Raw genomic sequence first — 26,745 nt, forward strand, 5'->3', positions numbered from 1 at the left:
TTGCCATTATCCCAGCAGTCCGAACTGATACCAGATCATAGTGATCATTAGCAGAACGATCAGTTCCACACCTTCATTCAATGCACCATAAATATCGCCGGTCAATCCACCGAGCCGTCTGGCTGCACGGCGAGCCATCCATTCGCCGGTGAGCCAGGCACAGATTGGACTGAGCAGACAGCTGAGCAGTGAAGCGGTCAAAACAAGGTGCATATGGGTATTGTATCCGGATAGATGATTATCGACTATCCATTCGCCTGACGGAGAAAGTATCATCCACAAAGTTACAGCTACGACAGCTGTACACCCAATCGCGATCCAGCTGGCATGATTGCGTTCCATGCGACCGGTACCCGAGAACAGAGCTGCCAATCCTTCCTGCTGCCTGGCTGAAGGCCAGCTGGCTATTGCTTTAACCATATACCAGCGGCTCCAGATCATCGGCAGAATCATAACGATATAAACGGTATATGTAGAATCCTTACTGCTGGTAGCCATCAGCGCATACAGTAGTGATCCTTTCAAGGCAAGCAGCAGGATACAGGCGATTACACCCATGGCTCCTACCCGGCTGTCTTTCATGATTTCCAGCATCCGTTCTCTCGATCGGTGACTAAGCAATCCATCCGCACTGTCCATCCAGCCATCCAGATGCAGTGCGCCTGTTAAGCCAATCCATAGACAAAGAGTTAGCACAGCAGCAGGTGCCGTCGGCAGAAGCCACTGAAACAGCAATGCTCCGGCAGCAGCACATATTCCAATCACCAAACCGACGAACGGATAGTATTTTACACTACGTCGTAGCAGCTCATTGCCAAAATCCAGCTCCAGCCGTACCGGAATACGCGATAGAAACTGAAAAGCAGCTGCAATAGCTTCCAATTCCCTGTTCATAATCGGTATTCCCTGCTTTTGAGTTCTATAGGGATACCTGCAGTCACCAGAAATACACGCGAGCAGACCTCAGCGATCCGGCGATTGGCTATACCTGCCAGATCCCGGTACAAGCGGCCTAGCGGATAGGCTGGCACAATTCCGTCGCCCACCTCATTGGTCACCAGAATGATGGCTCCCGGATACGCTTCGATCGCCGTAACCAGCTCATCGACCTGCCGCATCACCTGTTCCTGTACATTAGGATCATGCTCATAATGCAGCAGCACATTGGAGAGCCATAGAGTCAGGCAATCGATCAGCAGTGCAGGTGCATTATCTTCTTCGGTCCGGCGGCGCAGCAGACCAGCCAGATTCATCGGTTCCTCATCTATTTCCCAGACATATCCGCTCTCCTGCCGCTGCTGACGATGAAGACGCACACGCTCCCGCATTTCATCATCGGCAGCCTGTGCAGTCGCAATATACCATGCTTGTGAATGTTCGGCAGCGCATAGACGTTCTGCAAATGTACTTTTGCCGCTGCGGGCCCCACCGGTAACGAGCACTTTGTTATGGCGATATATGCTCATCAGGACATATTCCCGGAACCGCCGGACACCCTTGCACTGGTGAAAGTAGACATTTCGTTCATCAGATGACTGACTGCATCAATCATATGCAGCACGATCACACCCCCGGTTCCTTCTCCAAGCCGCATATCCAGCTGTAGCAGCGGACGTATTCCCAGCACTTTGAGAGCAAGACGATGACCTTTTTCCGCAGACATATGTGAGCCGATCAGATAGCCTTTGACCTGCGGAGCCATCGTATAGGCAGCTACAGCAGCTACTGTAGAGATGAATCCATCCAGTACTACCGGACAGCCCTGGGAAGCTGCTCCCAGAATGACACCCACCAGGCCGGCAATCTCCAGACCACCTACTTTGATCAATACGTCTATCGCATCCTTGCCATCCGGCTGGTGCAGAGCTAGCGCGTCTCTGATAATGCTGGCTTTGCGTTTAAGTCCGCTATCTGTCAGTCCGGTTCCACGGCCGGTTACTTCTTCCGGTGATAAGCCGGATAAGGCACACAACATCGCACTGCTGGCTGTTGTATTGCCGATTCCCATTTCACCAGTAACAAATAATTGGCTGCCACGATCTGCTGCTTCGATAGCGATATTCATTCCGGTTACGATCGCTTGTACCGCTTGTTCGCGTGTCATCGCCTGTTCCCGCGCCATATTGCCGGTGCCCTGGCGAATTTTGTGGTTAAGCAGTTCGGGATGCTCTACATTGCCTTTCACCCCGATATCTACGCACAGCACATCGGCTCCCGCCTGACGGGACAGTACATTAATCGCTGCTCCACCGGACAGCATATTGAGCAGCATCTGCTGGGTAACCTCCTGCGGAAAAGCACTGACTCCCTCTTCGCATACCCCATGATCCGCGGCCATCACAATTACGGTCTTGTGCTGTATGACCGATTTGACATCTCCCGTGATACATGCCAGCTGTACCGCCAGATTCTCCAGCATTCCGAGGCTTCCGGGCGGCTTGGTTAGTTGATCCAAATGCAGCTGTGCTGCCCGGCCCACCTCCAGACGGACAGGTTGGATACGTTCAGATACTTCTCGAATAAACTGCTCCATGATGCTCCTCCTCCTGCTTGTGTTTGCTCTCATTTCAATGATTCACTGGTATCCGAGTCCATAGAAATGCCGCAGACTTCCACATTTACATTGATATAATAAGATGACATTACTTATGAAAATAATGATCGGGCTGCCCTGCTATTGACGCTTCAGCAGCAGCTGCGGTACATGAATATCCGGGTGATGAACAATCGCCGGCTCTACCTGAAACAGACTACGAATTGTCTCTTCCTGCATTAGCTGCTGCGGAGTGCCTGTCTGGATCATTTGTCCTTCATTCAGCGCCAGCAGACGATCACAATAACGCGCAGCCAGATTCAGATCGTGCAGTACAGCAATAATAGTAATCCCCGATTCACGCCGCCATTCATCCAGCCATTCCATAAAATGAATCTGATAGGCGATATCCAGATACGTCGTTGGTTCATCCAGCAGCAGCAGTTTGGGCTGCTGTGCCATTACTTTACCAAAAGCAACTCGCTGACGCTGTCCACCACTCAGCTGATCCAGTGGACGGTCAGCCAGCGAGCGCAGATCCAGACGATCCATAATCTGATCAATCAGCTCATCGGCCGTATCCAGTTCATCCCGGCCCAGCCAGCTCTGATACGGATATCTGCCCATAGTTAATACTTCGCGTACCGGGTAATGCAGCGGAGCAAGTCCTTCCTGACCCAGTACAGCTGTGAACCGGGCAATACGCCGCCTGCTGTAGCTGCTAATATCCCTGCCTTCCAGTAGTACCGTACCCGTGTCCGTCCTCTCCATACCGGAGATTAACTGGAGCATCGTTGTTTTGCCGCTGCCATTGGGACCGATAATCCCCCAGTATTCCCCTGTCTGCACCTGCCAATTAATATCCTGGAGTACGGGCTTGCGCGAATAAGCTTTGCCAGCCTGACGAAGCTCTATAACAGGGGCTGCATTCTGGATATGTTGATCCTGCTGCGTTCTCATCGGTGTCATTGGAATCTTCCTTTCCGCTGTCTGCTAGTATGCTCTCTCTTATGGCTATGTGCTACTTTATGCCCCGGCATACAGATTGCTGTGTATCCATTAATCGGTCCGCTGCTTTTTGTAGCGATGCAGCAAATAGGCAAAAAATGGCGCCCCGACAAAAGCCGTTACGACACCCAGCGGAATCTCCGTCGGTGACAACACCGTACGTGCAACCGTATCGGCCCACATCAGGAAAATGCCTCCTCCCAGCGCTGACAGTGGAATCAGCAGACGATAATCAGAACCAGTCAGCAGACGAATCATATGCGGCACGACCAGTCCGACAAACGCAATCACACCGGATACCGAGACCGCTGCCGCCGTGATCAATGTAGCTACAATCAATACGAGCGTTTTGGTACGATCTACCGGGAGGCCCAGATGGGCCGCTTCCTTTTCCCCGAGAGCCAGCAGATTCATCGCCCGCGACTGTGTCCACAGAAATAGAATACCGATCAATACATACGGCAGCATAACGACAACATACGGCCATCCGCGCAGGCTCAGACTGCCCATCGTCCAGAATATAATCTCATTCACGCTTCCCTCGGACATGGATGCCAGAAAGGAAACAATCGCGCCGAGAAAAGACTGCATCACCACGCCTGACAAAATCAGGCTGTTCGTCGGAATCCTCCCCTGTTCACGTGCCAGCATCAATACCCCATACAGCGTGATCATCCCTGTAACAAAAGCAACCAACGGCAACGTCCAGCTACCAAACAGCGAGTATTCATATCCTGTAAAAATAAGTACTGCTGCTCCCACCGATGCCCCTGACGAGACCCCCAGTGTAAATGGATCGGCCAGCGGATTGCGCAGCACCCCCTGAAAAGCAGCGCCGGCAACACCCAGCGCTGCTCCCACCAGCATAGCCAGCACGACACGCGGCATACGAATTCGCAGCATAATTTGCTCGGAGGCTCCACTCCAATCCGGTACAATCCAGTGCTGCATAAAAGGTAGATGATACAGCAGAATACGTATAATCTGTCCTGCCGAAATATAGACTGAACCGATTCCGGTCGTCAGTACCAGACTAATTACCAGCAAAGCGACAAACAGCAGTACCGGCAGTGTCGCTTTGCGGCTCATTTCTTGACCAGATCCGGATAGATCGCATGAGCAATCTCGACTAATCCATCTGTCACACGAGGTCCTGGACGACTCACAAGATCATCGTTCAGACCAAATAGCTGATCGTTCTGAATAGCTTTGATTTTATTCCAGCCGCTGCGGGCACGAATAATCTGATCCAGCGTTTGCTTGGTTTTGTTGTCGACGCTTTCTTTGGAATAAAGAATTACATCCGGATCCGCTGCGACAATATTTTCTTCATTAATCTCATTCCAGCCTTCGGTATCTCCAGCGATATTGATACCGCCTGCGAGGGTGATCAGTTCATCCATGAATTCTCCTTTGCCGACGGTCCATCCCGGAGAGAACTCGATATATACTTTTTTCTTTTGCTCTGGTGTTACCGAAGCAACTGCATCCTTAACCATCTGTACTTGCTGCTTCATATGATCCGTTACTTTTTTGGCTTCAGCCTGACGATTGGTAATTTTGCCATACAGTTCAATATTGCTCATAACATCATTTACCGTTTTGGGAGTCGTTTTGAAAATATTAATACCTGCTGTACGCAGTTTCTGTACCAGCTCTTCACTGGAAGAGATGCCCGTGAACACAATATCCGGGTTCTGGGCGATAATTGTCTCTACATTCGGCTCGGTGATGCCGCCAATTTTGGCTTTGGTCTTAACCTGTTCGGGATAATCATCATATTCCGAGACCCCGACAATCTGCTGATCCAGCCCCAGAGCAAACAAAGCTTCTGTCTCTGCCGGAGAGATCGACACAATCCGCTGCGGCGCCTGCTCAAAGGTAAATGACTTGCCGGTGGCATCCTGGACAGTCAGTGGATAGACTGTCTGCCCGGTAGCCGTGCTGCTCTGTTCGTTAGTACCGGCCGGCTGCTGGACTGCAGTTGGAGCTTTTTCCTGAGCAGGTGCGCAGGAAGCGAGCAGTAGCGCAAGCGATAGGGTCATGATGAACATTGCCCATCTGGAAGTGTATCTGTTCGTATTCATTATTTGTTCTCCTTTGTTATAAGCATCTTTGACATTAACCTTCTGATTATAGGGGAAAAGACACTACCTCACAATCGGCCTCAGCCCATTTGAGCAAATAGCCTCCAGCAGGTGGAATCACCAAATCCCAGAATGGAATCTCCGGACACCATAGCGTAACCAATTGCCGGATCACTCCACCATGCGTCATGATCAGGATCTGTCGCGTTTTCTCAGCTTTCTTTTCCGATGATGGAACTGCATAAAGTCCGGCTATGACCGACGGGGAGGCATCCAGCGAAGATGCACATAATCCGGCAGGGTTAGGTTGTAATTCAGGTAATAATGTACACGCAAAATGGTTCAACCGACTGCTAAAATGCTGCCAGGGCTCTCCATGGGGTGGACAAATCGACGCAGGATCATCAATCCAGCGTCTGTACATCGCCTGGTCACACAAATCGCTGTAGATACAACCTTCCCACTCTCCAAAATCCAGCTCACGAAGCGCTGGATCATAGGTTATTTTCGCTCCCTTGCTCCTCTTTACAGGGAGTACATAATCAAGCGACTCTCGGCAGCGCAGAAGATCACTGCAATAGATCTCATCCCACTGCCAGGCAGACAGTGCCCGCCGGACAGGCTCCAATTCCTGATAAGATTCAGTAAGCAAAGGCACATCCGTATGTCCAAGATACCTCTTCTCCCTGTTCCACTGTGTAGTGCCATGGCGCAGCAGCAATATATGTACGCTCATCCTTATCCGCTGCCTCCTATCCTGATTCCTATCGCCAGCACTGTCGCACAGACTATAGTCACACTGCCTGTCCAGTACATTAGCCGGGCGGTCTGAACAATATCATCCGGCACCATATGGCGCCGGGCTGTACCCATATATGCTCGATGCGACAGTACTCCATGATAACGGTTCTGTCCCCCGAGACGGATACCCAGCGCGCCGGCGACAGCAGCTTCCGGGTAGCCGCTGTTGGGACTCGGATGACCGGAAGCATCACGTACTACCGTCTGCCATGCACCGACCGCATTTAATCGTAAGCATCCGCTTAGTACAATCAGTAGGATAGCGGTTAACCTTGCAGGAATATAGTTGGCGATATCATCCAGCCGGGCAGAAGCCCAGCCGAGATGCAGATACTTATCATTTTTGTAACCGACCATGGAATCCAGTGTATTCACGGCGCGATAAGCCATCGCCAGCGGTGCTCCGCCAAGCAGTGCATAGATCAGCGGCGAAATGACGGCATCCACTATATTTTCGGCAATCGTCTCTACCGTCCCGCGAATAATCTCCGGTTCGTCCAGCTGATCTGTATCCCGTCCCACGATCATGCCGAGTGAGCGCCGGGCAGCCTGCCAATCCTGCCGAATCAGTTCCCGATAGACCTCCATGCCTGCCTGCTTGAGCCCTTTGGAAGCTATGGTGGTAGCGATTAGCAGAATTTCCAGCCCTGCACCAAGGTAAGGATGAATCCAATTGGCCACCAGCAGAACTAACCACGTGATAAGCCACGCTCCGCCTACAATCAGCAGCGGCAGCAGAATTCCTGCTGCACGCAATCGATGCTCAGGCAGTGACCATCGCCGAATCATACGCTCTACCCTGTGAATGGCTTGTCCCATGCCGATCACCGGATGCGGCAGCCAGCGCGGATCGCCTATAATCCGGTCCAGTAAATAAGCAGCCATAGGTATCCATATTCCGCCTGCCCAGAGAGCATCATACTGCCAGTACAACAGACTCATTGCTGTTCACCCTTCTGCTGGCCGGTAATAATCTGCTTCCAACCTGCAAGCAGCTGTGCATTATGTTTCTCATCCTTGACCGCAACGCGAATATGCCGACTGCCAAGGCCCGGATACATGGAACAGCTGCGGATCAGGATTCCTTTGTGTCCCATGGCCATCTGGAACGTTTCTGCTTCCCATGGCTCAGGCAGCTCGACCAGCAAATAATTCGCCTCTCCCGCACAGACCTTGCATCCCATTTGTATAAGCTGCTCCCGTAGATGTTCCCGTCGCTCGATATTATGCAGGATCGTCTGCTGTTCATAATCTGTATCATCAGCGTGTTCCAGACACCATTCACCAGCAGCCTGTGCCAGTGTATTGACACTCCAGGTTACCTGCTGACTACGCAGACGGGCAGCCAGCTCCAGCGAGCTGATTGTATAACCAAGACGCAGACCGGGAATTGCATAGAACTTGGTCATCGAGCGCACAATAATCATATTCGGATACTGCTCCAACTCGTTCTGCAGCGATACGCGCTGCCCAGCCGGAATAAAATCTGTAAAAGCCTCGTCGATTACCAGTGTCACTCCATGAGTTCTCGCTGTATCAGCGATGCGCTTCAGATCTTCGCGTATGTACTGCACACCATTCGGATTATTCGGCTGTCCGAGAAAAAGTAGATCCACCTGTGTAATCAGCTGACAGATCTCTGCCACATCTGCCCGGTAATCCAATTCCTGTCGACCATAAATGCGTATAATCTTACTCCCATACTGGCTGGATAGCTGCGCGTATTCAGAGAAACACGGTTCCACCAGTCCGACAACAGCCGGACGCAGTGCCAGCAGCAGCAAAGCCATACATTCTGCTGCTCCATTACCAATAACCAGCTGCTCATTACTGCATCGATTCCGCTCGGCGATCAGTCCTCGCAGCCGACGATGTACCGGGTCCGGATAATGAATGATTTGCGGCAGACATTCTGCCAGATAATCGAGCAAACCCGGGGGTGGACCCGCTGCATTCATATTTGCACTGTAATCCATCATTTCCGCTATCGGCCTGCCAAACTGCTCTGCTGCTGTCGTACGGTCGCCTCCATGTCCATAAACTTCAATCATACTGCTGCTTTCCCTCCTGATCCTCGTCATATGCCTTCCCGCCCTGTCTAGAGCTGGCAGCAGGCATACTGCTGCAATTCTGCGCATATGTATTTACATTACTATAGCTGATATAGCAATCTCAATAAAATTAAGAGGTGGATTGCTGGTCCCTGATCGTTATGCGCTCAGCATTTATATACAGAAAAAACCGCCGAGCCGCTTATATAGTCAAGCAGCCCGGCGGCCATTCTTTGGTTATACGGTTATATTCTGCGATTCTCCTGATCTTTCATATGATGCTGCTCATCCGGTACACGACTTTGATCGGACACCCCTTGATCGATATCCGGTGATTTCTCTTTACCATCCACGAAATTTTTCATGTCTTGATTATGCTGGTCTTTTTCCTGTTTACTTTGCAGCAAATCTTTGGCTTGATCACTCATCGTTGTATGCCTCCTTGTAGCAAGCGTTACCAGCTATTACCCGTCTGTTTTTGCAGCTAAACGCATAATCGGGGATCGATCCAGTAATCTGTCACTACGATCAGATGGATGAACAATACTATCATTTTGCATAATTCAATTGGTTTTGGTATATCTTTGGTTTACAATAAGAAAGCAGGCAGATTTGCGGACATTTCAGTCCCGCGGACTGTCCGGTCAAGCAGATAAGGCTCTGTTTTGCCGGCCAGCAGTTGTACTCGCCTCCGCAGAGACCATGCCGGTAAGGTGAACATAAATGGAGGAAAGACCATGCTCTTTATCGATAACAAAGGCATTACCGATCCAACGATCAATCTGGCTATTGAAGAATTCGTGCTCAAGCATCTGCCGATGGATGACAGCTATCTGCTGTTCTATATCAACGAGCCATCCATCATTATCGGCAAGCATCAAAATACAATCGAAGAGATCAACGCCGAATATGTAAAAGCCAATAATATTCACGTCGTACGCCGTCTGTCTGGTGGCGGAGCTGTGTATCATGATCTCGGAAATCTCAGCTTCAGCTTCCTGACCAAAGATGACGGACAATCGTTCCATAATTTCCGCAAATTCACCCAGCCTGTAGTCGAAGCGCTGCAGCAGCTTGGTGTAAATGCCGAGCTGTCCGGTCGTAATGATCTGCAGGTAGGTGAGCAGAAAATCTCCGGCAATGCACAGTTCTCTACACGCGGCCGTATGTTCAGCCATGGTACGTTGATGTTCAACTCCGAACTGGACAATGTACAGTCCGCACTCAAAGTAAATCCGGAGAAATTCAAATCCAAGAGTACCAAGTCGGTACGCAGCCGGGTTGCCAATATCTCCGAATTCCTGAATGCGCCGATGACGATGGAGCAATTCCGTGATGATATTCTGCGTCATATTTTCGGCGTAGAACCTGCGGATGTTCCCCAATACGTACTGACCGAGGAAGACTGGGCCAAAATCCATGAAATCTCTGCAGAACGTTATCGTAACTGGGACTGGAACTATGGTCAGTCACCGGAATCCAATATCAAACACGCCAAAAAATTCCCGGCCGGCATTATTGATATTCGCATGAATATCAAAGAGGGTCATATCCATGAAATCAAAATTTATGGCGACTTCTTCGGTATAGGCGACGTTGCCGATATCGAGAACAAGCTGCGCGGTCAGCGGTACGAGGAAAATGCCGTGCGCGAAGCCCTGCAGGGGATCGACCTCAAGCATTACTTTGGTAATGTAGAATTGGAAGACTTTGTCGGACTGGCTCTGCTGGAAGACTAGGATTCATCACAGATATATAAATACAGATCTATTAATGGATAGAAGGAGCACATACCATGTACAAATTAATCGCTATTGATATCGACGATACACTGATCAACGATGACAAAGAAGTTACCCCTGCCACACAGCAAGCCCTGGAACAAGCAGTTGCCAAAGGCACTGTAGTAACGCTCGCTACCGGACGCGCCTATGCTTCTGCCCAGGCGATTGCTCGCCAGACCGGACTGAATGTACCGATCATTACGTATCAGGGTGCATTGATCAAAAACCTGATGGATGAAGAAGTTTTGTATGAGCGTTATGTTCCTGTAGAAGCTGCACGCAAACTGTTCGAATACTGCGTAGAGCACAATCTTCATCTGCAGACGTATATCGATGACAAACTGTATGCCCGTGAGCTGAACCAGCATCTGATTGATTATACGACGCTGAATCGTACACAATATTATGTAGAGCCGGACTTTGCCAAAATGATCGAACAGCCTACACCAAAAATGCTGATCATCGACGATCCAGCTTTCTTGGACGAGCTGCAGCCGATCCTGCGTGAACTGTTGGGTGATGGCGTGCATATTACCAAGTCCAAGCCGGAATTTCTGGAAATCATGCACAAAGAAGGTACCAAAGGCGCTGCACTGACTTTCCTTGCCAATCATTTTAACTGTGATCTGCAAGATACAATTGCTGTTGGTGATTCCTGGAATGACCATGAAATGCTGGAAGTGGCTGGTCTGGGTGTAGCTATGGGTAACGCGATTGCACCACTCAAAGAGATTGCGGATTATATTACAGCAAGCAATAACGAAGATGGTGTGAAGCAGGTTATCGAGGAGTTTATTCTTAAAGGCTGATAATTTGTAGATGGTACAGGCTGTTATGCATTTGTATTGGACAGCGATTTGTACTGCTGATAAATTCTGTACCAGATGTGCATGTCCGCTGCGGAAAGGGAATTCATTTTGGCATTGTTTTGTAGAAATTTAAAACATTAATTAATCTAAAACTTTGAGGATTTAAAGGCTTTGTAACCTATTGATTCTCACCGTCATTCCTTTGGATTTTTTCTTGGAGATTGTAAAAGATAGGTACTAAAAGGCACCTTGCCAGAGAGTATAGCATCATTCCGGATTATTGCCGGGATAATGCTATACTCACCGCAAGGTGCTTTTTGTTTTGAATGGCTGTAGATTGCATTGTCGACGTATCTGGATTTACATCATACTCATACGGACGAATTATACATTCTGCATCTGATCCAGTGCTTCCAGATATAAGACCTGCAGGAACTTTTTGATGCTTACCTTGCTTTTGCTGTCATCGCGTTCTTCGTCAATCTCTTTCATCTTGGCGCGGATATCCTCAAAATCAAAATAAAGCGGTGCATAATGCTCGAACTTGGGATTACCGTAATCGGTGAGTCCAATGGAAGCCAGATGTGTGAGCGCTGTCGTAACGGTGCGGCGGATACGCTGTTCGATCGCTTTGGCTTCTTTATCAACTTCACGTGGAGTGCTCTTATAGCTGGCAGCCACTCCCTCGTACAGTTGCTTGAGCGGCGGGAATGGACCGGCCTGACCACGCTGCAGCAGCATTTCCATAATAGCGGTAATATCGTTGCAGCCCGCTTCCCCGACTATACCCAGATTCATATAAATAGGACGAATCACTTCGCTAATGCTGCGCGGTTTGACGGGCACAGCAGTCTGGCGCTCCGTAGACAGCAGATTCAGCGTATCCAGACGGGACAGTGAAGACTTGAGTTCATGCAGATAATGCCGGATCTCTGCATGTTCGCTGACACGAGATAGCACGGACTCTACTTCAATCCGGTTAATCGGCTTGCGAATAAAAAATTCGATCCCCGACTGATAGGCTTCACCGACCATCTCCTGATTTTCAATCTGCGAGATCATGATATATTTGCCGCGGAACCCTTGCCGCTGCAGCTGCATAATCGTCTCCAGTCCATCCTGATCCGGCATGAGCCAGTCAATCAGTACCACATCCGGCTGACTTTCCAGAATAATACGGGTGCCTTCCTCCCCGCCTCTTGCTGTTCCGGTCACTTCGCCCAGCTTGCTTTCCCTGATAATATTTTCCAGCATTGCACGTGTTGCTGGATCGTCATCTACTATACAAAAAGATAATCCCATATTATCATCCTCTCTTTAATGAATCGGTTGGCAGTTCTACCCGAAAAGCAGTTGCCCATGAAGCATGTTCCTGACTTTCGCAGAGCCGGATGCTGCCGCCAAGCGATACGACAATATCATGCACATGCGACAGACCGATACCGGTAGCCGCACTGCCTCCCTGGGCAAATTTGGTCGTAAATCCAGGCTCGAAAATCATCTCCCGATCGCGTTCGGGAATCCCTTTGCCCGAATCAGCTACAGTGAGTACGGTCCAGTCCGACTGCTGCTCGATCCGCAGCTCAATCGATCCCGACTTATCCAGGGCTTCGATTGCATTGGCCAGCAGATTATTAAGCAGTGTCAAAAGCGGAATATAGTCGGAAGTAAGATAATCCTGCTGCAGATGGGCACTGAATACGACCTGCTTGTTCAGCATCATGGCATATTTACGGTTGCCACGAATCGCATAATCCATAATCTCTGATAAGGACAATAAGGACTGGGCATCGTGATCGAACAGCTTGAGCAGACCAGCAGCAATACGCTGCGAATCTTTCTTAACTTCGTGTATTTCCTGGGTAATACTAAGCTGCCGCTGACTAAAGTCGATCAGTCCCTCCCGCTTGAGATCCATATACAGACGATAACTGCTGCTGGTCACATGTTCGATTGTATCCATCGATTTACGCAAGTAAAATACTTCGCCGTACAGACCGGAACTGACAGACAGCATCTGCTCCATTCGCTTGTTCTGCTCCAGCGATAATGCCCGGATCTGGCTTACTGCGATACTGCTGTACAGCCCGGTCATAAAAAATCCGCGGATCGCAGCTACAACTATAATATACATCCAGGTCGCCGGATTGGAGATCTCCGATCCGGTCAGCATCCATCTGCAGATCATCTCGATTGTATTGGAGCTAAAATCGATACAAGTCGCGAGTACACCCAGCAGCAGCAGATTCATACGTTCAATCTGTCCCTGAATCAGATACATCCCTATCGAAAAGGTCAGATAATACAAACCGCCTGATGTATGCACCTGTATCCGGTCAATTAGATCGAATCCAGTGGGTCTCAGAATCAGATCCAGAAGAATGCGGAATATAATTACTGTAACCGCTGTCCATATTCCTGCCCGGATAAAAGGTAAACGATTCATCAACAGCAGGAACAGCAGAAAAGCACTGCCACCCAGACCGATCCGGAACAGATCGCCCGGTACCGGATTGATCTTGAACTCCCCGGCAACCGCTGTTCCAAGCGCTACCGTCAGAATCTGAATTTTTTCATTTCTGAAAAGAGCAGGCATGCGTCCTTCAGCTCCCTTTCGGCGCGATTCGGATTGGCGTGTGACTGCAGCAGGCAATAGGGCTTCTGTCGTTTTGTGAAATTGTTTATATGGTATCATAAAATTTCCCTTTCATGCTGTTTTCATTATAAAACTCTCTCCATAACGGTTATACAACATGTTTCGTCTGCAAAGATCACAAAAACCGGTCTCCTTCCGGAAACCGGCTGCCTGTGTGTACTTTAAACTGTGCGTGTCTCCAGCCGTCTGGAGATTAGCGATAATGTATAATTTACAACAAAATAGATCATGGCGACAAGCAGTAAAATCGGGATCGGATAGTTATGGTTCTGACCCATAATAATCTGTGCGTTATGCATTAGTTCAGCCAATGCTACGATTACTGCCAGCGAGGTATCCTTAAGCAGGGAAATGAACTGGCTGACCAGCGGCGGCACCATCCGGCGCAGGCCCTGGGGCAGAACGATATGCCAGAGCGTCTGCACCGTTCCGAGACCGGAAGAACGCGCAGCTTCAACCTGACCCTTGGGAATGGAATTAAGTCCCGCCCGGACAATTTCCGAGATCATTGCCGCTTCAAACAGTGTCAGCGCAATAATCGCACCTACGGGAATGGTAAACTTGAACTGAATGCCGAAAAATGAAATCTGCGGCACCGCAAACTGAACAAAGAAAATAATCAGCAGCAGTGGCAGATTACGCAGAATCTCCACGACAACTGCCAGTACCTGTGACAATACGGGAATCTTCATATAACGGATAACTCCAGCAAAACATCCGATTACAAAACTGAATATAATAGCAAAGAAGGCCACATACAGCGTCATGCCCAGACCTTCCATCAGAAACTTCAAATTCTCGGGTGAATACGCACCTGCGAAATCCATAGTACTCCTCCTTTAACCCTTATTGCGGATTGTTATGAGCTTTTGGCCAATCTACGTTCCAGCACGTGCGATCCGTAGCTCATTGGCAATGTCAGTATCAGATAGAACATTCCGGTGAACATATATGTGCTGACTGTTGCATAACTGTCTCCGTTAATCGAATCGGCAAAGTACATTAGATCCAATCCAGCTACAATAGTCAGGACAGATGAATTTTTGATCAGGTTAATAAACTGGTTACTCAAAGGTGGAATAACGAGTTTGATTGCCTGCGGTAAAATAACATGCAGCATGGATTGTATGTAACTCATTCCTGATGAACGTGCAGCCTCCATCTGCCCTTTGGGTACAGACAGGATACCAGCACGAATCGCTTCAGCAATAAATGCAGATGTATAAACGGTCAATCCTAATGTTCCTGCCTGAAACCCATCAAGTCTAGCACCCAACGAAGGCAATCCCAGATAGAAAAACAGTACGACGATCAGAATGGGGATATTTCGGATAAATTCCACATAAGCGGTTCCGAGCCATTGCAGTGGTTTGATTCCGGTAATACGGAACACGGCAATAATAGTACCGAGGATAAAGCTTCCAACCAGTGCGATCAGACTTGCTTGAATTGTATTCAAAAACCCTTCCATATAGTCAGGGAAATATTCAATCAGAATAGAAAAATCCAGCATTTTCATACCTCCTTTGATTCTTTGCAATCCAGTATATCCATGATGCTCTGACTGCATGGACTTGCTCTCTTATGCTCAATTCCGATTCCGGCTAGTTCTTCACTCCAGTTCTGAACCACCATCGGTATTTGAACATCAATCCCAGATCGATTCCTCATCTCTTCTAATGAAAAGGACGGGCGTGATGGCCCATCCTTTGTCTTATTTGATTTCTAACCTTACCGATCTTGTGCTATTGACTTCATATCAGCCAAACTTACTTGCTTTCCGGTGCTTTACCGATCCATTTTTTGTACAGCTCATCATAAGAACCGTCTGCTTTCATATCGGTCAGTCCTTTATTGATGGCTTCCACCAGGCCGGTCTGGCCTTTTTTCACAGCAATACCATATGGCTCATCTGTAAATGGTTTGCCTACGACTTCATAGTTTGGATCCTGTGCAGCCATACCATACAGAATAGCATCATCTGTGGTCAGTGCCTCTCCCTGACCTGCTTTGAGAGCGTTAAAAGCATCTTGATAGTTATCGAATTCCAGTACTTTTACACCTGGTACTTTTTCTTCGATATTATCGATTGATGTAGCTCCTTTGGCTGCCAAGATTGTAGTATCGGCAGTCACATCTTCGATACCCTGAATCGGGCTACCTTTTTTCACGAGCAGCGATTGTCCCGCCTGGAAATAGACATCGGAGAAATCGACTTCTTTTTTACGGGCATCCGTAATCGTCATCGTAGCGATAACCATATCCACATCACCATTGTTCAGCATCGGGATACGTGTTTTGGAAGTTACTTCTTTCAGCTCGACTTTGTTTTCATCACCGAGGATACTTTTCGCCAGGGCATGAGCCATATCTACATCAAAACCTTCTACTTTGCCGCTGCCCGGATCTTTGAGACCAAACAATTTGGTGTCATACTTGACGCCGACAATCAGTTTGCCGCGCTGCTTGATCTGATCAAGTTGGGCGGCTGTATTACTTTCGGCAGAGCCTCCGCTTGGATTCGTCTTGGTCGTGCTACATGCTCCCAGTACCATTACCAGAGCCATCATGCATATAAGAAGGAGCGAGAATCTTTTTTTGTTGGACATTATTCATTTCCCCTTTTCATTGGTATATGTGTAATGACTTGCGAATATCCATGAATTACAGGTATTAATGATTCAACAATCGGCTAAGGAACAGCTTGGCACGCTCTTCGCGCGGATCGGAGAAAAATTGCTCCGGTGGAGCTTCTTCTACGATTCTGCCCTGATCCATAAAGACAACACGGTCAGCCACTTCGCGGGCAAAGCCCATCTCATGGGTAACGACCACCATCGTCATTCCTTCCAGAGCGAGGGCTTTCATAACGTCCAGCACTTCACCGACCATTTCGGGGTCAAGCGCCGATGTCGGTTCATCGAACAGCATAATCTGCGGCTTCATTGCCAGACCGCGGGCAATTGCTACCCGCTGCTGCTGTCCACCGGACAACTGGGAAGGATATGCCTGCGCTTTATCGGCGATACCGACTTTTTCGAGATAATGCATAGCCGTCTGATGCGCTTCCGCTTTGGAGACGCCCAGTGCTTTAATCGGAGCCAGGGTGATATTATCGATTACTTTTTTGTGGGGATACAGATTGAAGTGCTGGAACACCATGCCGATATTGCGGCGCAGCTTATTCAGATCTGTTTTGCGTTCATCCACACGTACTCCGTTTACAGTTAGCTGACCGCTGCTTGTTTCTTCCAGACGGTTGATACAGCGCAGCATCGTGCTTTTACCGGAGCCGGAGGGACCAAGTACTACGACAACCTCTCCTGATTCGACATGCAGGTTAATTCCTGTTAAAACTTGAAAGTCGCCATAGAATTTGTCAACTTCATGGAAGGTAATCATCCTTTTCCTCCTTTTTATGTACTGAATTTATCTTTTTCGTGATAAGACTGTCAGGTATACTTACATTTTTTATAATATTAAACTACACCTACATAAAACTACGTAAACCTACGCGGTAATACTGTAAATTCCTGAATTCCTCTAAAAAATAATCAAAAAAATACAAAAAAACCGGTATCTTCCGATACCGGCTTGCTTTTACAGTTCAATTCCGATTCCTATTCTTCGGGCAATAATACCGTATAATTACCCAAATCAATTGTCATACCTGTACGCGCTGTACGGGCACCTACAGGCAAATCAAGTTCCTGGCGCAGATCTACACCATGAGACATATGCGTGTAGATTGTCTCAATCGGAGCCAATTCATCTACCAATTCAGCAGCTTCACACATATCATATACCGAACGCCCACTGTATTCTGCCTCTTCATGAACAAAACTTGTTCCCAAAATCAGCAGATCCAGACGATCCATCAACACTTTTTGCTCTGCAGTCAGCCCGATGGCATCCGGACAGTATACCCATCCAAAATCATGCTTTTCCATACGGTACGCGTAGGAATAACCATTAAACCCATGGTGCACTTTCCACGGTGTCATTTTCCAGCCACTTAGTATCATGCCTTCATCATTAGCGATCATATCCAGATGCGTATGAATCCATGGATACTGACGCTGAATGATATCAAGCACTTCCTGTGGTGCATACACACGTCCTTTGACTCCCTGCCACCGGCAAGCGTCTGCCCATTCCGGCAGACCCGCAATATGATCGAAATGGGCATGGGTAATAACGATATCCGTAATATCCGCACGACGATTGGTCATCTCCATCTGCAGCCGCCAGTCGGGACCACAGTCGATCAGAAAATCACCTTCCGTACTTTCAATCAGTACAGAAGAGCGCAGACGCCGATTCGTCCCACTATTTCTCGCTTCTTCGCATACTTCACAATCACAATATACCCGGGGAACCCCCATTGCATCACCGGTCCCCAAAAATGTTAAGCGATCTACTACACGTCCGTTCATCCTGTATTCTCTCCTTGAGCCTGAGGGTATAGTTCTTGCACATCATCAGGATTACCTATTCGTATACACCAATTCATATGTCATTCATAAAAGTACAAGTTTAATGAATATAGCTCTAACTGATTATATAATCATAATAACGCTTAAAGGTTTCCTTTTGCGCGTAAGGCAGTATTCTGTTGCCTGTAATGTATTATATCTTAGAGTATATCATTTTCCCTACTATTTCGGTATGTACGGCCCAAGGTGCATGTTTTGGAGATCAGAAACAATCATTATTTCATATTATACAGACCCGCAAATAAAAAAAGCTACCTTTTTACAACGTGTAAAAAGATAGCTTTAATTTCTTTTGGATAGGCAATACAGGATCAAATTCCTGCCAGCACCTGATACCAGATCCCGCGTTTGGAATACAGCGAACTGCGTACTTCACTCCAGCCACCCAGATACTGTATATCAAATAATCCTGACGGATCGGGGTATTCACTGCGATGAGCTTTCATTACCTGCTCATCTACCGGACGGAATCCGTGTTTGGTAAAAATTTCCTGGGCTTCCGGCGTGCGCAGATAATCCAGGAAAGCTTCGGCCACTTTGCGTGTACCATGCTTGTCTACATAGGAATCGACCACGGCAGCTGGATTTTCGATTAGAATCGTATCGTCGGGTACGACCAGATCGTATTGTGCTCCTTTGGCCATCCGTGCCAGCAGCTCATTTTCGTATGTTACAATCACATCGCCTACTCCGTATTCAAACGCAGCCATCGAAGCCCGCCCACTTTTATCAAGCGATTCGATATTCTGATGCACCGCCTCCAAAAAAGCTTTGGCTGCAGCCGGATCTTTTTGTCCTTCTTCCCGCTCTGACTGCTTGAGCCCGGCGCCATAGATCGCATTAATATCCCACTGCGCACCGCCGGATGTTTTGGGATTGGGATACAGCACTTTCACCCCGGGACGTGCCAGATCCTGAAATTGATGAATACCGAGCGGATTTCCTTTACGTGTACCTAGCACTACGATAGAGCGTGTAACCATCCCCTGATACGGAGCCTCTTTCCAGTCTTTGTTGACCAGCCCTGCTTTGACCAGCTTGTCGACATCCCCTTCCAGCGACAGAATCGTTACATCGGCTTCGAATCCTCCAGCAATCGCTCGTGCCTGCGTACCTGAAGCTTCATACGATTCCTGGAAGCGCACATTCTGACCGGTTTTCTCTTTCCAGTACTGCTGGAACTCTGGCAGAATCTCACCGACTGCATCCTTGGCTACACTGTAGGCGCCAATGACCAGGGTGACTTCCCCATCTGTCGCCGGCGCAGCGGATGCGGGCTGTGTAGTGGATTCTCCTGCATTACTGCATCCGGAGAGCAGCATACTCAGCACAAGAACCCCTGCCAGTAATCTTAGCGACCATGAGTTTTTCTGTTTCACCCCGCTCTCTCCTTTCCAAGCTATATAGCCTGTCAAACGATTATTTACGATCTTCGCATATACTCGCTGCAGGTGCCGTATCTCTTTTTCCATTTAAATAAATACCGATAACGGATCGGCTTTGAGCGTATTTTCCGCAATCCAGCTCTCGTCATCATTGAACAGATAAGCACGGTGAACGAGTACCTGAACGTCCTGTCCTACTTCCAGCGTATCTTTTTCCAGTGACCGATAGGTGATCAGTCGATGGGTACCTACTTCGACTTCTACCATCCACTGACTGCCCCGGAAGTGCATATGTCTGACAATACCTGTCTCTGTGGCAGACAGCAGGCGGAACTCATGCGCAGGTCCAATCTCGATATATTCCGGCCGGATCAATGCACGTGCAGAAGCAGTGATTCCGTGATGATCGAATCCTTTAAGTTGGCCAATCTCTTCTACGATCGTCGACTCCCCGATAAAGGAAGCCACAAATGGTGTAGAAGGCTGCTTGTAAATATCCCATGGCGTACCCTTCTGTTCCAGACGACCACTATTGATAATCATGATTTCGTCAGCCACTTCGATCGCTTCATCCTGATCATGAGTAACAAAAATCGAAGTGATACCGACTCTCTCGATCAGTTCACGCAGCCAGGTACGCAGCTCCTGCCGGATCTTGGCATCGATCGCTGCGAACGGCTCATCCAGCAGCAGCAGCTGCGGTTCAGGTGCCAGCGCTCGGGCAAAAGCAACACGCTGCCGCTGACCACCGGACAGCTGATGCGGATAACGATGCTCGAATCCGGATAGTCCGGTCAGCTCGACCAGCTCGCGTACCCTCTCCCGGATCGCTTCCTTGCGGATCTTTTTGACTTTGAGACCAAACGCAATATTATCGAATACCGTCATATGCTTGAATAACGCATAGTTCTGAAAAACAAACCCGATCTCACGCTCCTGTGGTGGCAGATGATTGACTGTCTTGCCATGAAAAATAATCTCTCCACTTCCCGGTGATTCCAGTCCGGCGAGCATCCGCAAAATAGAGGTTTTACCGCCACCGCTTGGTCCGAGCAGACCGATTAGATGTCCTTTGGCAATAGAGAAGCTGACATCCTGCACCGCATGAAATTGACCGAAATGCTTATCCAAATGACGAACTTCCACATGCATATCAGAGCACTTCCTTTCTTTTCTTGGCCCGTTCCATCAGCAGCAGCAGACCGATAGAGAAGACTGCCAGCACCAGAGCAACACCATTGGCCGCCGTTACATTAAAATTCTCCATATCCTGATAGACCAGTGTTGTCGCGGTCTGGGTCTTGTTGATAATATTCCCGGACACGACCAACACCGCGCCGAATTCTCCCAGCGAACGAGCGACCGTAAGGATCGTCCCGTAAATGACGGCCCAGCGGATAGACGGCCAGGTCACCTGCCAGAACGTTCTCCAGCTGTAAGCTCCAAGTGTGGAAGCCGCCTCTTCCTGATCTGTGCCGATCTCCTGCAGGACAGGCATAACTTCCCGGACCATCAGCGGGAAAGTAACAAACAGCGTAGCGATCACCATACCGGGAAATGCATAGACTACCTTGAACCCGATATTCTCAAAAAAAGCACCAATAACCGTATCGGGCCCAAGCAGCAGAACAATCATCAGACCACCGATTACCGGCGATACCGCATACGGCAGATCCACGATACTGTTGAACAGCTGACGAAGCTTGCGGCTGAGCCAATTGCCACGTACCAGATAAATGCCCATCATAATGCCGAATATGCCGTTAAGCAGCGTCACTACGACGACAATCATGCCGGTCATCATCAGAGCATGCATGGCTTCAGGCCGTCCCAATGCCTGCAGGAACCCTTCTCCACCTTCATCAAATGCTCCGGTTGTCAGTACAACGAGCGGTATGAGAATCAGAATGCTGAATACGAGCCAGGTCAAAGTAATCCATAGTCTTCTCATCAGCTCATCCTCCTCGTCTGCACCAGATTGATCAGCCACAGGATGATAAAGGACAGCGTTAGCAGCAGAATCGATACGGCCGCAGCACCAGCTTCATTATCACTCTCCACCTCACCGAAAATATAGACCGAAGCAGTAAGTGTACGCCCCGGAATATTACCTGCCACCAGTACGACTGCCCCAAACTCTGCCAGTGCCCGGGAAAAAGCGAGCATCGCCCCACTGAGAATCCCCGGTACCATCGCTGGCAAAATCACATTAAAAAAGGTACGTGTACGAGAAGCACCCAGCGTATACGAAGCTTCTTCCGCCGAGCGGTCCATTTCTTCCAGCAGCGGCTGAATCGCCCGGATCACAAAGGGAAAAGTTACAAATACCATCGCCACAATAATCGCCGGCTGATGAAATACCAGATCCAGCCCTACCGAGGCTGCTGCTTTTCCTACAATGCTATTCGGTCCCAGCAATACTAGAATCATCAGTCCACCGACAGCCGTAGGCAGAGCGAATGGCAGATCGACAATACTGTTCAGCAGCGATTTACCGGGAAACTCATATCTGACCAGTACCCATGCTGCCATCGTACCGACCAGTGCATTGATAAGCGTAGCGATGAGCGCCAGCTTGAGCGTCAGCAGTACTGCTTTCCAGGCGATCGGATCTCCAATATTCTGCACAAAGGCAGCCCATCCATCCGATAATGAATTCACATATACTCCGGCAATCGGCAGTACAATCAAAATCAGAAAATACAGCAGTACAGTCGTACGAAATCCCCATGTCCAACCTTTGTGTCGCAGTAGTGTACTATTCACCGGAATACTCCTTTACTTGAACGTCGATGGTTCACTGTACTTTTCCATAGCTTTAACCGTTATTTCCTATTAGTATACTTGGTATTAAATCTTAGCCATACTTTAGCAAAGGCTGGCTTCAAGCGTCAATGAGAAGTTTACTTTTTGCCAAAATGATTTCTAGTCATCAGGAATGTTCGGATTCCACCTTACTGTAGCTGCCTTGGAGCAGTAAAATCGCCTGTTTACAAGGGATTATCCCCAGTTTCCAAGAGTAGTTGGGATTATGTTTTGCTCTTTTATTTTCTTTCTATATATATATTCCTTATCGTTCGTATCCGATTAATCCCAGCTATATGAGGTAATATCTGAATAGAAATGAGTCTGAATACAGGTTAAAATGAAGTAAATTATGCTCAATGCTTCATTCTAAGACTCATCTTGAAAAAAAGTAGGAAAAGAGGGATATCGATGTTGTATACGATGCAGATTTCTACCAGCAAACGTGATGAAATGAGGGATATTACAAGAGAGGTCTCTTCCAAAGTCAACCAGAGTGGTGTACAGGAAGGAGTAGCCATTGTCTATTGTCCACATACAACGGCGGGAATCGCCATTAACGAGAATGCCGACCCGGATGTGAAGCATGACGTATTGATGCGTCTAGATGAAGTCTATCCCTGGGAGCACCCCAAATACCGCCATATGGAAGGCAATACGGCTTCCCATCTCAAGTCGATTACTACAGGTCCTTCCCAGACCATTATTATTCAGGATGGCAGACTGTTGCTCGGACGTTGGCAGGGTATTTATTTCTGCGAATTTGATGGTCCGCGCCAGCGGGAATATATGATCAAGATTATGCAGGGATAACCTGAATAGGATACAGCAGCATACAAAAGGCGACTGCTCTGCATACATGATGCGGATCAGTCGCCTTTTATGTTCTGGTTGTATCTGATTGTCGGCAGGTGTTATCATTGCCAATTCACTATAGGGATTCAACGTTTTGACAGGGCAAAGCCTTAAAGTATGGAGATAGAGGAATGCCCCTCTTAACATGCTGCCCCCGGTTCGGATTATAACTTTCATCAGCGGTTTCCTCTTATAATACCCGGCAGAGCGTTTTGACATGGGCAATCGCTGCGGGCCGGATCTCATCATAAGTAACACGATCCTGAATATAGTAGGAAATGAATCCGTGAATCGACAGAAACAGACTCAGCGGTACCGTATGCATCGCTTCCAGCGTATGCTCGGTCATATCCATATGCTGACGCACAATCGACGAGAACAATTCAAAGCAGCGTGCCTGTTCGGCACGACAATAGCTCAACAGCTCTTCATCCCGGATCATGAACATAATCTCGTACTGATGGGCATTATCCAGCCCAAAACGAATAAACTCAATCAGCAGGCGCTCTACCTTGTTGTATTCCGGCTGCTCCGGCGCTTCCTTGACTTCCTGCAGCAAATAGCAGAGATGATCAAAGTCCTCCATCACAATCGCGTAGAACAACTCCGCTTTTTCCTTGAAATGATAATACAGTGAACCATGGCTGTAGCCCAGATGCTGACCAATACTACGCATCGAGATTGCACGATACCCCTTTGTTACAAACAGATGTCTGGCAGCCTCTAAAATTCTCTCCCTGGATAACTCCTGCTCTACCGCTCTACGTGCCATAGTATGATTCCCCTTCAAGCATTTTGCATAGTCAGATCAGATGCGCCTGCTGCTGTGTCTGTGATTCCACACAGATCCATATCATGATTGCGCCCGGTTCTGCTCTATTTCTCTTGTTCTTCTGTAAAATAAAGCTGTTCGCCTGTCGTGATCAATGACTGTCCCTGCGTAAGATCAGTCATCCATTCCCGGAATGCCTGTGCTTCACTGGCAACCGGCAGACAGTTTAGAATAACCTTATCGGTAAAAGCAGTCTCACCCATGCGGATGCCCCGACTGCGCAGCTCATTTTCCACTTTGCCAAGCCAGGTATAATCCAGCTCAACCTTTACTTCCTGATGCAGTACACGTGTAATCGCTTCTCCTGCTTCAATCGCAGCCACGGCTCCGTCGGTGTAGGCACGGATCAATCCACCGGCGCCCAGCATGATTCCGCCAAAATACCGGGTCACAACAATAACGATATCCTGCAATCCCTGGTTTTTGATCACCTCCAGAATAGGCTTGCCTGCTGTTCCACTCGGTTCCCCATCATCGGATTGGCGCTGGATCTCGCCTCGTGATCCGATCAGGTAAGCCGAGCAGTTGTGCGTGGCATTCCAATGCTGCTTTTTGATGCTTTCAATAAACTCCAATGCTTCTTCTTCCGTAGCAACGGGTTTGGAGTGACCGATAAACCGGGATTTTTTGATTACGATTTCTTTGTCCCCAGCTTGTTGTATTGTCTTGTAACGTTCAGGTTTGTCTGTTGTCATGATGATCCTTTCCTTACCGTACCTGCCCGATATGCAGGCAGTATTCACTGATCCCTATATTGGCTGTTAGAGCAATGTATCTTACTCCATATATACCAATACCTTCCAGGTTACTAAAGATATCATACAATATATTTAGGTATCAAGAAAGCAGCTCCCTGGCATTGCTGCCTGAGAACTGCTTTCTTCATGAAGTTTATCCTATTTTACATCAAAAGTAGCTTATTGGAAAAGACTTTTAAACCGGCTTCTCACAGGTTTATGCAAAATCTTCTATGATTACTCGGAAAGTCTCGCTTCCAGTTCCGCTTTTTGCTTTTCAAAGCCTGGTTTACCCAGCAGCGCGAACATGTTCTTTTTGTAAGCTTCTACGCCTTCTTGGTCGAATGGATTCACGCCGGAGAGGTATCCGCTGATACCGCAAGCTTTTTCGAAGAAGTACACCAGATAACCAAAGGAATATGGAGTCTGGTCCGGAATATTAACGATCAGGTTAGGCACCTGTCCGTCAGTATGTGCCAGCAGTGTACCCTGGAATGCTTTTTTGTTAACGAAATCCAGTGTTTTGCCTGCCAGGAAGTTCAGACCATCCAGATCTTCCGGATCTTCTTCAATCGTAATGTGGCTGGCAACTTCTTCTACCTGAATAACGGTCTCGAAGATGTTACGGCTTCCATCCTGAATGAATTGACCCATGGAGTGCAGATCTGTCGAGAAATCAACAGCTGCCGGGAAGATACCTTTGAAGTCTTTACCTTCGCTCTCGCCGTACAGCTGTTTCCACCATTCGGATACGAAGTGCAGAGATGGCTCGTAGTTTACGAGGATTTCGATCGCTTTACCTTTGCGGTGCAGTGCGTTACGAACTGCTGCATACTGGTAGCTTTCGTTCTCGGCAACATTTGGATTGCTGTATTCTTTGGCAGCATCAGCAGCACCCTGCATCATTTCTTCGATGTTTACACCAGCTGCTGCGATAGGCAGCAGACCTACCGGTGTCAGTACGGAGTAGCGTCCACCAACATCATCAGGAATAACGAAGCTTTCGTAGCCTTCGGCATCTGCCAGTGTTTTCAGTGCGCCTTTGGCACGGTCAGTCGTAGCGTAAATGCGTTTGCGAGCTTCTTCTTTACCGTATTTTTTCTCCAGTTCCGCACGGAAAATACGGAAAGCAATAGCCGGCTCTGTTGTTGTACCGGATTTGGAGATTACGTTTACGGAGAAGTCTTTGCCTTCGATAGCCTGCAACAGATGATTTACATAAGTAGAGCTGATATTGTTACCGGCAAAGTAGATCTCCGGTGTTTTGCGTTTGTCTTTTGGCAGTACATTATAGAAGGAATGCGTCAGCATCTCGATCGCTGCGCGTGCGCCCAGATAAGAACCGCCGATACCGATAACGATCAGTACTTCGGAGTCGCTCTGAATTTTAGCAGCCGATTTTTGGATGCGTGCGAATTCTTCTTTGTCATAATTCGTAGGCAGGTCGATCCAGCCCAGATAGTCGGAGCCTGCGCCAGTACCATTGTGCAGTTGTTCGTGAGCCAGACGAATCGGCTCTGCAAAATAATCCACTTCATGTTGAGCGACAAAAGAAAGAGCTTTGCTGTAATCAAATTTCACTTTTTTAGACATAATATTGTTACCCTCCCAAAATAAATTATTTGCATACTCCGACCCTTGAGAGGATCGGTTTGCTGCATGATGCTGTGTTCTGCCCTATATGGCCTACCTGAATATGTACCCTGACCGAATACCGGATGACACCTTTGACAGCAAATGAATCCTCAGCAATTCTCTAGATACGATCCATCGCCTGCCTATACCCACTCGGCTGTCGATCATGCTACACTTAACGGGTCAGGCCACTTCTGCTTTAAGTATGACCGGATGATTGCCGTATTGCAAGCATCCCGGCAACTGGCAGAACAGGCATACTTTGGATTAC

Annotated in this window: 27 protein-coding genes; 3 read left to right on the top strand and 24 right to left on the bottom strand. The window is 48.3% G+C overall.

The window, feature by feature from the left end:
• Window positions 1–6 precede the first annotated feature (6 nt).
• From cobS to H065_RS0102680, 10 genes are all read right to left on the bottom strand, one after another.
• Window positions 7–894 carry an adenosylcobinamide-GDP ribazoletransferase gene (cobS, locus tag H065_RS0102635; RefSeq protein WP_017811459.1) on the bottom strand — a complete coding sequence of 296 codons (888 nt, stop codon included), beginning with the start codon at window positions 892–894 and terminating at the stop codon, window positions 7–9.
• A complete protein-coding gene (gene cobU, locus H065_RS0102640) occupies window positions 891–1,466 on the bottom strand; it encodes a bifunctional adenosylcobinamide kinase/adenosylcobinamide-phosphate guanylyltransferase (protein WP_017811460.1) in 576 nt (191 codons plus the stop codon). Before cobU ends, cobS begins: the two co-directional genes overlap by 4 nt.
• Window positions 1,466–2,533 (bottom strand): nicotinate-nucleotide--dimethylbenzimidazole phosphoribosyltransferase, encoded by a 1,068-nt coding sequence (gene cobT, locus H065_RS0102645; RefSeq protein ID WP_017811461.1) that lies wholly within the window; start codon window positions 2,531–2,533, stop codon window positions 1,466–1,468. The genes cobU and cobT overlap by 1 nt, the downstream gene beginning before the upstream one ends.
• 141 nt (window positions 2,534–2,674) lie before the next feature.
• Window positions 2,675–3,502 (bottom strand): ABC transporter ATP-binding protein, encoded by an 828-nt coding sequence (locus H065_RS0102650; protein WP_017811462.1) that lies wholly within the window; start codon window positions 3,500–3,502, stop codon window positions 2,675–2,677.
• Window positions 3,503–3,592: 90 nt separating this feature from the next.
• Window positions 3,593–4,630, bottom strand: coding sequence for a FecCD family ABC transporter permease (locus H065_RS0102655; RefSeq protein WP_017811463.1), 1,038 nt, complete (start codon window positions 4,628–4,630; stop codon window positions 3,593–3,595).
• Entirely contained in the window at window positions 4,627–5,628 is a 1,002-nt protein-coding gene (locus H065_RS0102660) for an ABC transporter substrate-binding protein (RefSeq protein ID WP_017811464.1), read from the bottom strand. The genes H065_RS0102655 and H065_RS0102660 overlap by 4 nt, the downstream gene beginning before the upstream one ends.
• Window positions 5,629–5,674: 46 nt before the next feature.
• Window positions 5,675–6,364, bottom strand: coding sequence for a histidine phosphatase family protein (locus H065_RS25025; RefSeq protein WP_017811465.1), 690 nt, complete (start codon window positions 6,362–6,364; stop codon window positions 5,675–5,677).
• A 2-nt stretch (window positions 6,365–6,366) separates the two neighbouring features.
• On the bottom strand, window positions 6,367–7,371 hold the full coding sequence (gene cbiB / locus H065_RS0102670; RefSeq protein WP_017811466.1) for an adenosylcobinamide-phosphate synthase CbiB: 1,005 nt from the start codon (window positions 7,369–7,371) through the stop codon (window positions 6,367–6,369).
• Complete coding sequence (locus H065_RS0102675) at window positions 7,368–8,480, bottom strand: pyridoxal phosphate-dependent aminotransferase (RefSeq protein ID WP_017811467.1); 1,113 nt, start codon at window positions 8,478–8,480, stop codon at window positions 7,368–7,370. Before H065_RS0102675 ends, cbiB begins: the two co-directional genes overlap by 4 nt.
• Window positions 8,481–8,725: 245 nt before the next feature.
• On the bottom strand, window positions 8,726–8,908 hold the full coding sequence (locus H065_RS0102680) for a hypothetical protein (RefSeq protein WP_017811468.1): 183 nt from the start codon (window positions 8,906–8,908) through the stop codon (window positions 8,726–8,728).
• A gap of 309 nt (window positions 8,909–9,217) precedes the next feature.
• Here H065_RS0102680 and lplA point away from each other — a divergent pair, with 309 nt between their 5' ends.
• Together lplA and H065_RS0102690 are read left to right on the top strand one after the other, a co-directional pair.
• Window positions 9,218–10,219 carry a lipoate--protein ligase gene (gene lplA, locus H065_RS0102685; RefSeq protein WP_017811469.1) on the top strand — a complete coding sequence of 334 codons (1,002 nt, stop codon included), beginning with the start codon at window positions 9,218–9,220 and terminating at the stop codon, window positions 10,217–10,219.
• Between the two features lie 56 nt (window positions 10,220–10,275).
• Window positions 10,276–11,073, top strand: coding sequence for a Cof-type HAD-IIB family hydrolase (locus H065_RS0102690; RefSeq protein ID WP_017811470.1), 798 nt, complete (start codon window positions 10,276–10,278; stop codon window positions 11,071–11,073).
• A gap of 384 nt (window positions 11,074–11,457) precedes the next feature.
• Here the strand turns inward: H065_RS0102690 and H065_RS0102695 are convergent, their stop codons facing one another.
• From H065_RS0102695 to cysT, 11 genes are all read right to left on the bottom strand, one after another.
• A complete protein-coding gene (locus tag H065_RS0102695) occupies window positions 11,458–12,375 on the bottom strand; it encodes a response regulator (protein WP_017811471.1) in 918 nt (305 codons plus the stop codon).
• 4 nt (window positions 12,376–12,379) lie between these two features.
• Window positions 12,380–13,768: an ATP-binding protein gene (locus tag H065_RS25030; protein ID WP_081604034.1), complete on the bottom strand. Its 1,389-nt coding sequence runs from the start codon at window positions 13,766–13,768 to the stop codon at window positions 12,380–12,382.
• A 122-nt stretch (window positions 13,769–13,890) separates the two neighbouring features.
• Window positions 13,891–14,556 carry an amino acid ABC transporter permease gene (locus H065_RS0102705; RefSeq protein WP_017811473.1) on the bottom strand — a complete coding sequence of 222 codons (666 nt, stop codon included), beginning with the start codon at window positions 14,554–14,556 and terminating at the stop codon, window positions 13,891–13,893.
• 32 nt (window positions 14,557–14,588) lie between these two features.
• The gene (locus tag H065_RS0102710; RefSeq protein ID WP_026136001.1) at window positions 14,589–15,242 is read right to left on the bottom strand and encodes an amino acid ABC transporter permease; all 654 of its coding nucleotides are present in this window, start codon (window positions 15,240–15,242) and stop codon (window positions 14,589–14,591) included.
• A 256-nt stretch (window positions 15,243–15,498) separates the two neighbouring features.
• Window positions 15,499–16,338, bottom strand: coding sequence for a glutamate ABC transporter substrate-binding protein (locus H065_RS0102715; RefSeq protein ID WP_017811475.1), 840 nt, complete (start codon window positions 16,336–16,338; stop codon window positions 15,499–15,501).
• A 64-nt stretch (window positions 16,339–16,402) separates the two neighbouring features.
• Window positions 16,403–17,131, bottom strand: a complete 729-nt coding sequence (locus tag H065_RS0102720; RefSeq protein WP_017811476.1) for an amino acid ABC transporter ATP-binding protein — start codon at window positions 17,129–17,131, stop codon at window positions 16,403–16,405.
• 218 nt (window positions 17,132–17,349) lie between these two features.
• Window positions 17,350–18,165: an MBL fold metallo-hydrolase gene (locus tag H065_RS0102725; protein WP_017811477.1), complete on the bottom strand. Its 816-nt coding sequence runs from the start codon at window positions 18,163–18,165 to the stop codon at window positions 17,350–17,352.
• Window positions 18,166–18,536: 371 nt separating this feature from the next.
• Window positions 18,537–19,547 (bottom strand): sulfate ABC transporter substrate-binding protein, encoded by a 1,011-nt coding sequence (locus H065_RS0102730; protein WP_193746753.1) that lies wholly within the window; start codon window positions 19,545–19,547, stop codon window positions 18,537–18,539.
• A gap of 150 nt (window positions 19,548–19,697) precedes the next feature.
• Window positions 19,698–20,762: a sulfate/molybdate ABC transporter ATP-binding protein gene (locus H065_RS0102735; protein WP_017811479.1), complete on the bottom strand. Its 1,065-nt coding sequence runs from the start codon at window positions 20,760–20,762 to the stop codon at window positions 19,698–19,700.
• Window position 20,763: 1 nt separating this feature from the next.
• Window positions 20,764–21,561 (bottom strand): sulfate ABC transporter permease subunit, encoded by a 798-nt coding sequence (locus tag H065_RS0102740; RefSeq protein WP_017811480.1) that lies wholly within the window; start codon window positions 21,559–21,561, stop codon window positions 20,764–20,766.
• Window positions 21,561–22,376: a sulfate ABC transporter permease subunit CysT gene (cysT, locus tag H065_RS0102745; protein ID WP_017811481.1), complete on the bottom strand. Its 816-nt coding sequence runs from the start codon at window positions 22,374–22,376 to the stop codon at window positions 21,561–21,563. Before cysT ends, H065_RS0102740 begins: the two co-directional genes overlap by 1 nt.
• A 450-nt stretch (window positions 22,377–22,826) precedes the next feature.
• Between cysT and H065_RS0102750 the strand changes: the two genes are divergently transcribed.
• Entirely contained in the window at window positions 22,827–23,228 is a 402-nt protein-coding gene (locus H065_RS0102750) for a secondary thiamine-phosphate synthase enzyme YjbQ (protein ID WP_017811482.1), read from the top strand.
• A 232-nt stretch (window positions 23,229–23,460) separates the two neighbouring features.
• On the opposite strand, the gene H065_RS0102755 is transcribed toward H065_RS0102750, so the two are convergent.
• The 3 genes from H065_RS0102755 to H065_RS0102765 form a co-directional block, all read right to left on the bottom strand.
• The gene (locus H065_RS0102755) at window positions 23,461–24,042 is read right to left on the bottom strand and encodes a TetR/AcrR family transcriptional regulator (protein ID WP_017811483.1); all 582 of its coding nucleotides are present in this window, start codon (window positions 24,040–24,042) and stop codon (window positions 23,461–23,463) included.
• A 104-nt stretch (window positions 24,043–24,146) separates the two neighbouring features.
• Window positions 24,147–24,797 carry a YigZ family protein gene (locus tag H065_RS0102760; protein WP_017811484.1) on the bottom strand — a complete coding sequence of 217 codons (651 nt, stop codon included), beginning with the start codon at window positions 24,795–24,797 and terminating at the stop codon, window positions 24,147–24,149.
• Between the two features lie 279 nt (window positions 24,798–25,076).
• Window positions 25,077–26,432: a glucose-6-phosphate isomerase gene (locus H065_RS0102765; RefSeq protein WP_017811485.1), complete on the bottom strand. Its 1,356-nt coding sequence runs from the start codon at window positions 26,430–26,432 to the stop codon at window positions 25,077–25,079.
• Window positions 26,433–26,745: the final 313 nt, after the last annotated feature.

Source organism: Paenibacillus shenyangensis, assembly GCF_000346635.1.
Taxonomy (GTDB): domain Bacteria; phylum Bacillota; class Bacilli; order Paenibacillales; family Paenibacillaceae; genus Saccharibacillus; species Saccharibacillus dauci.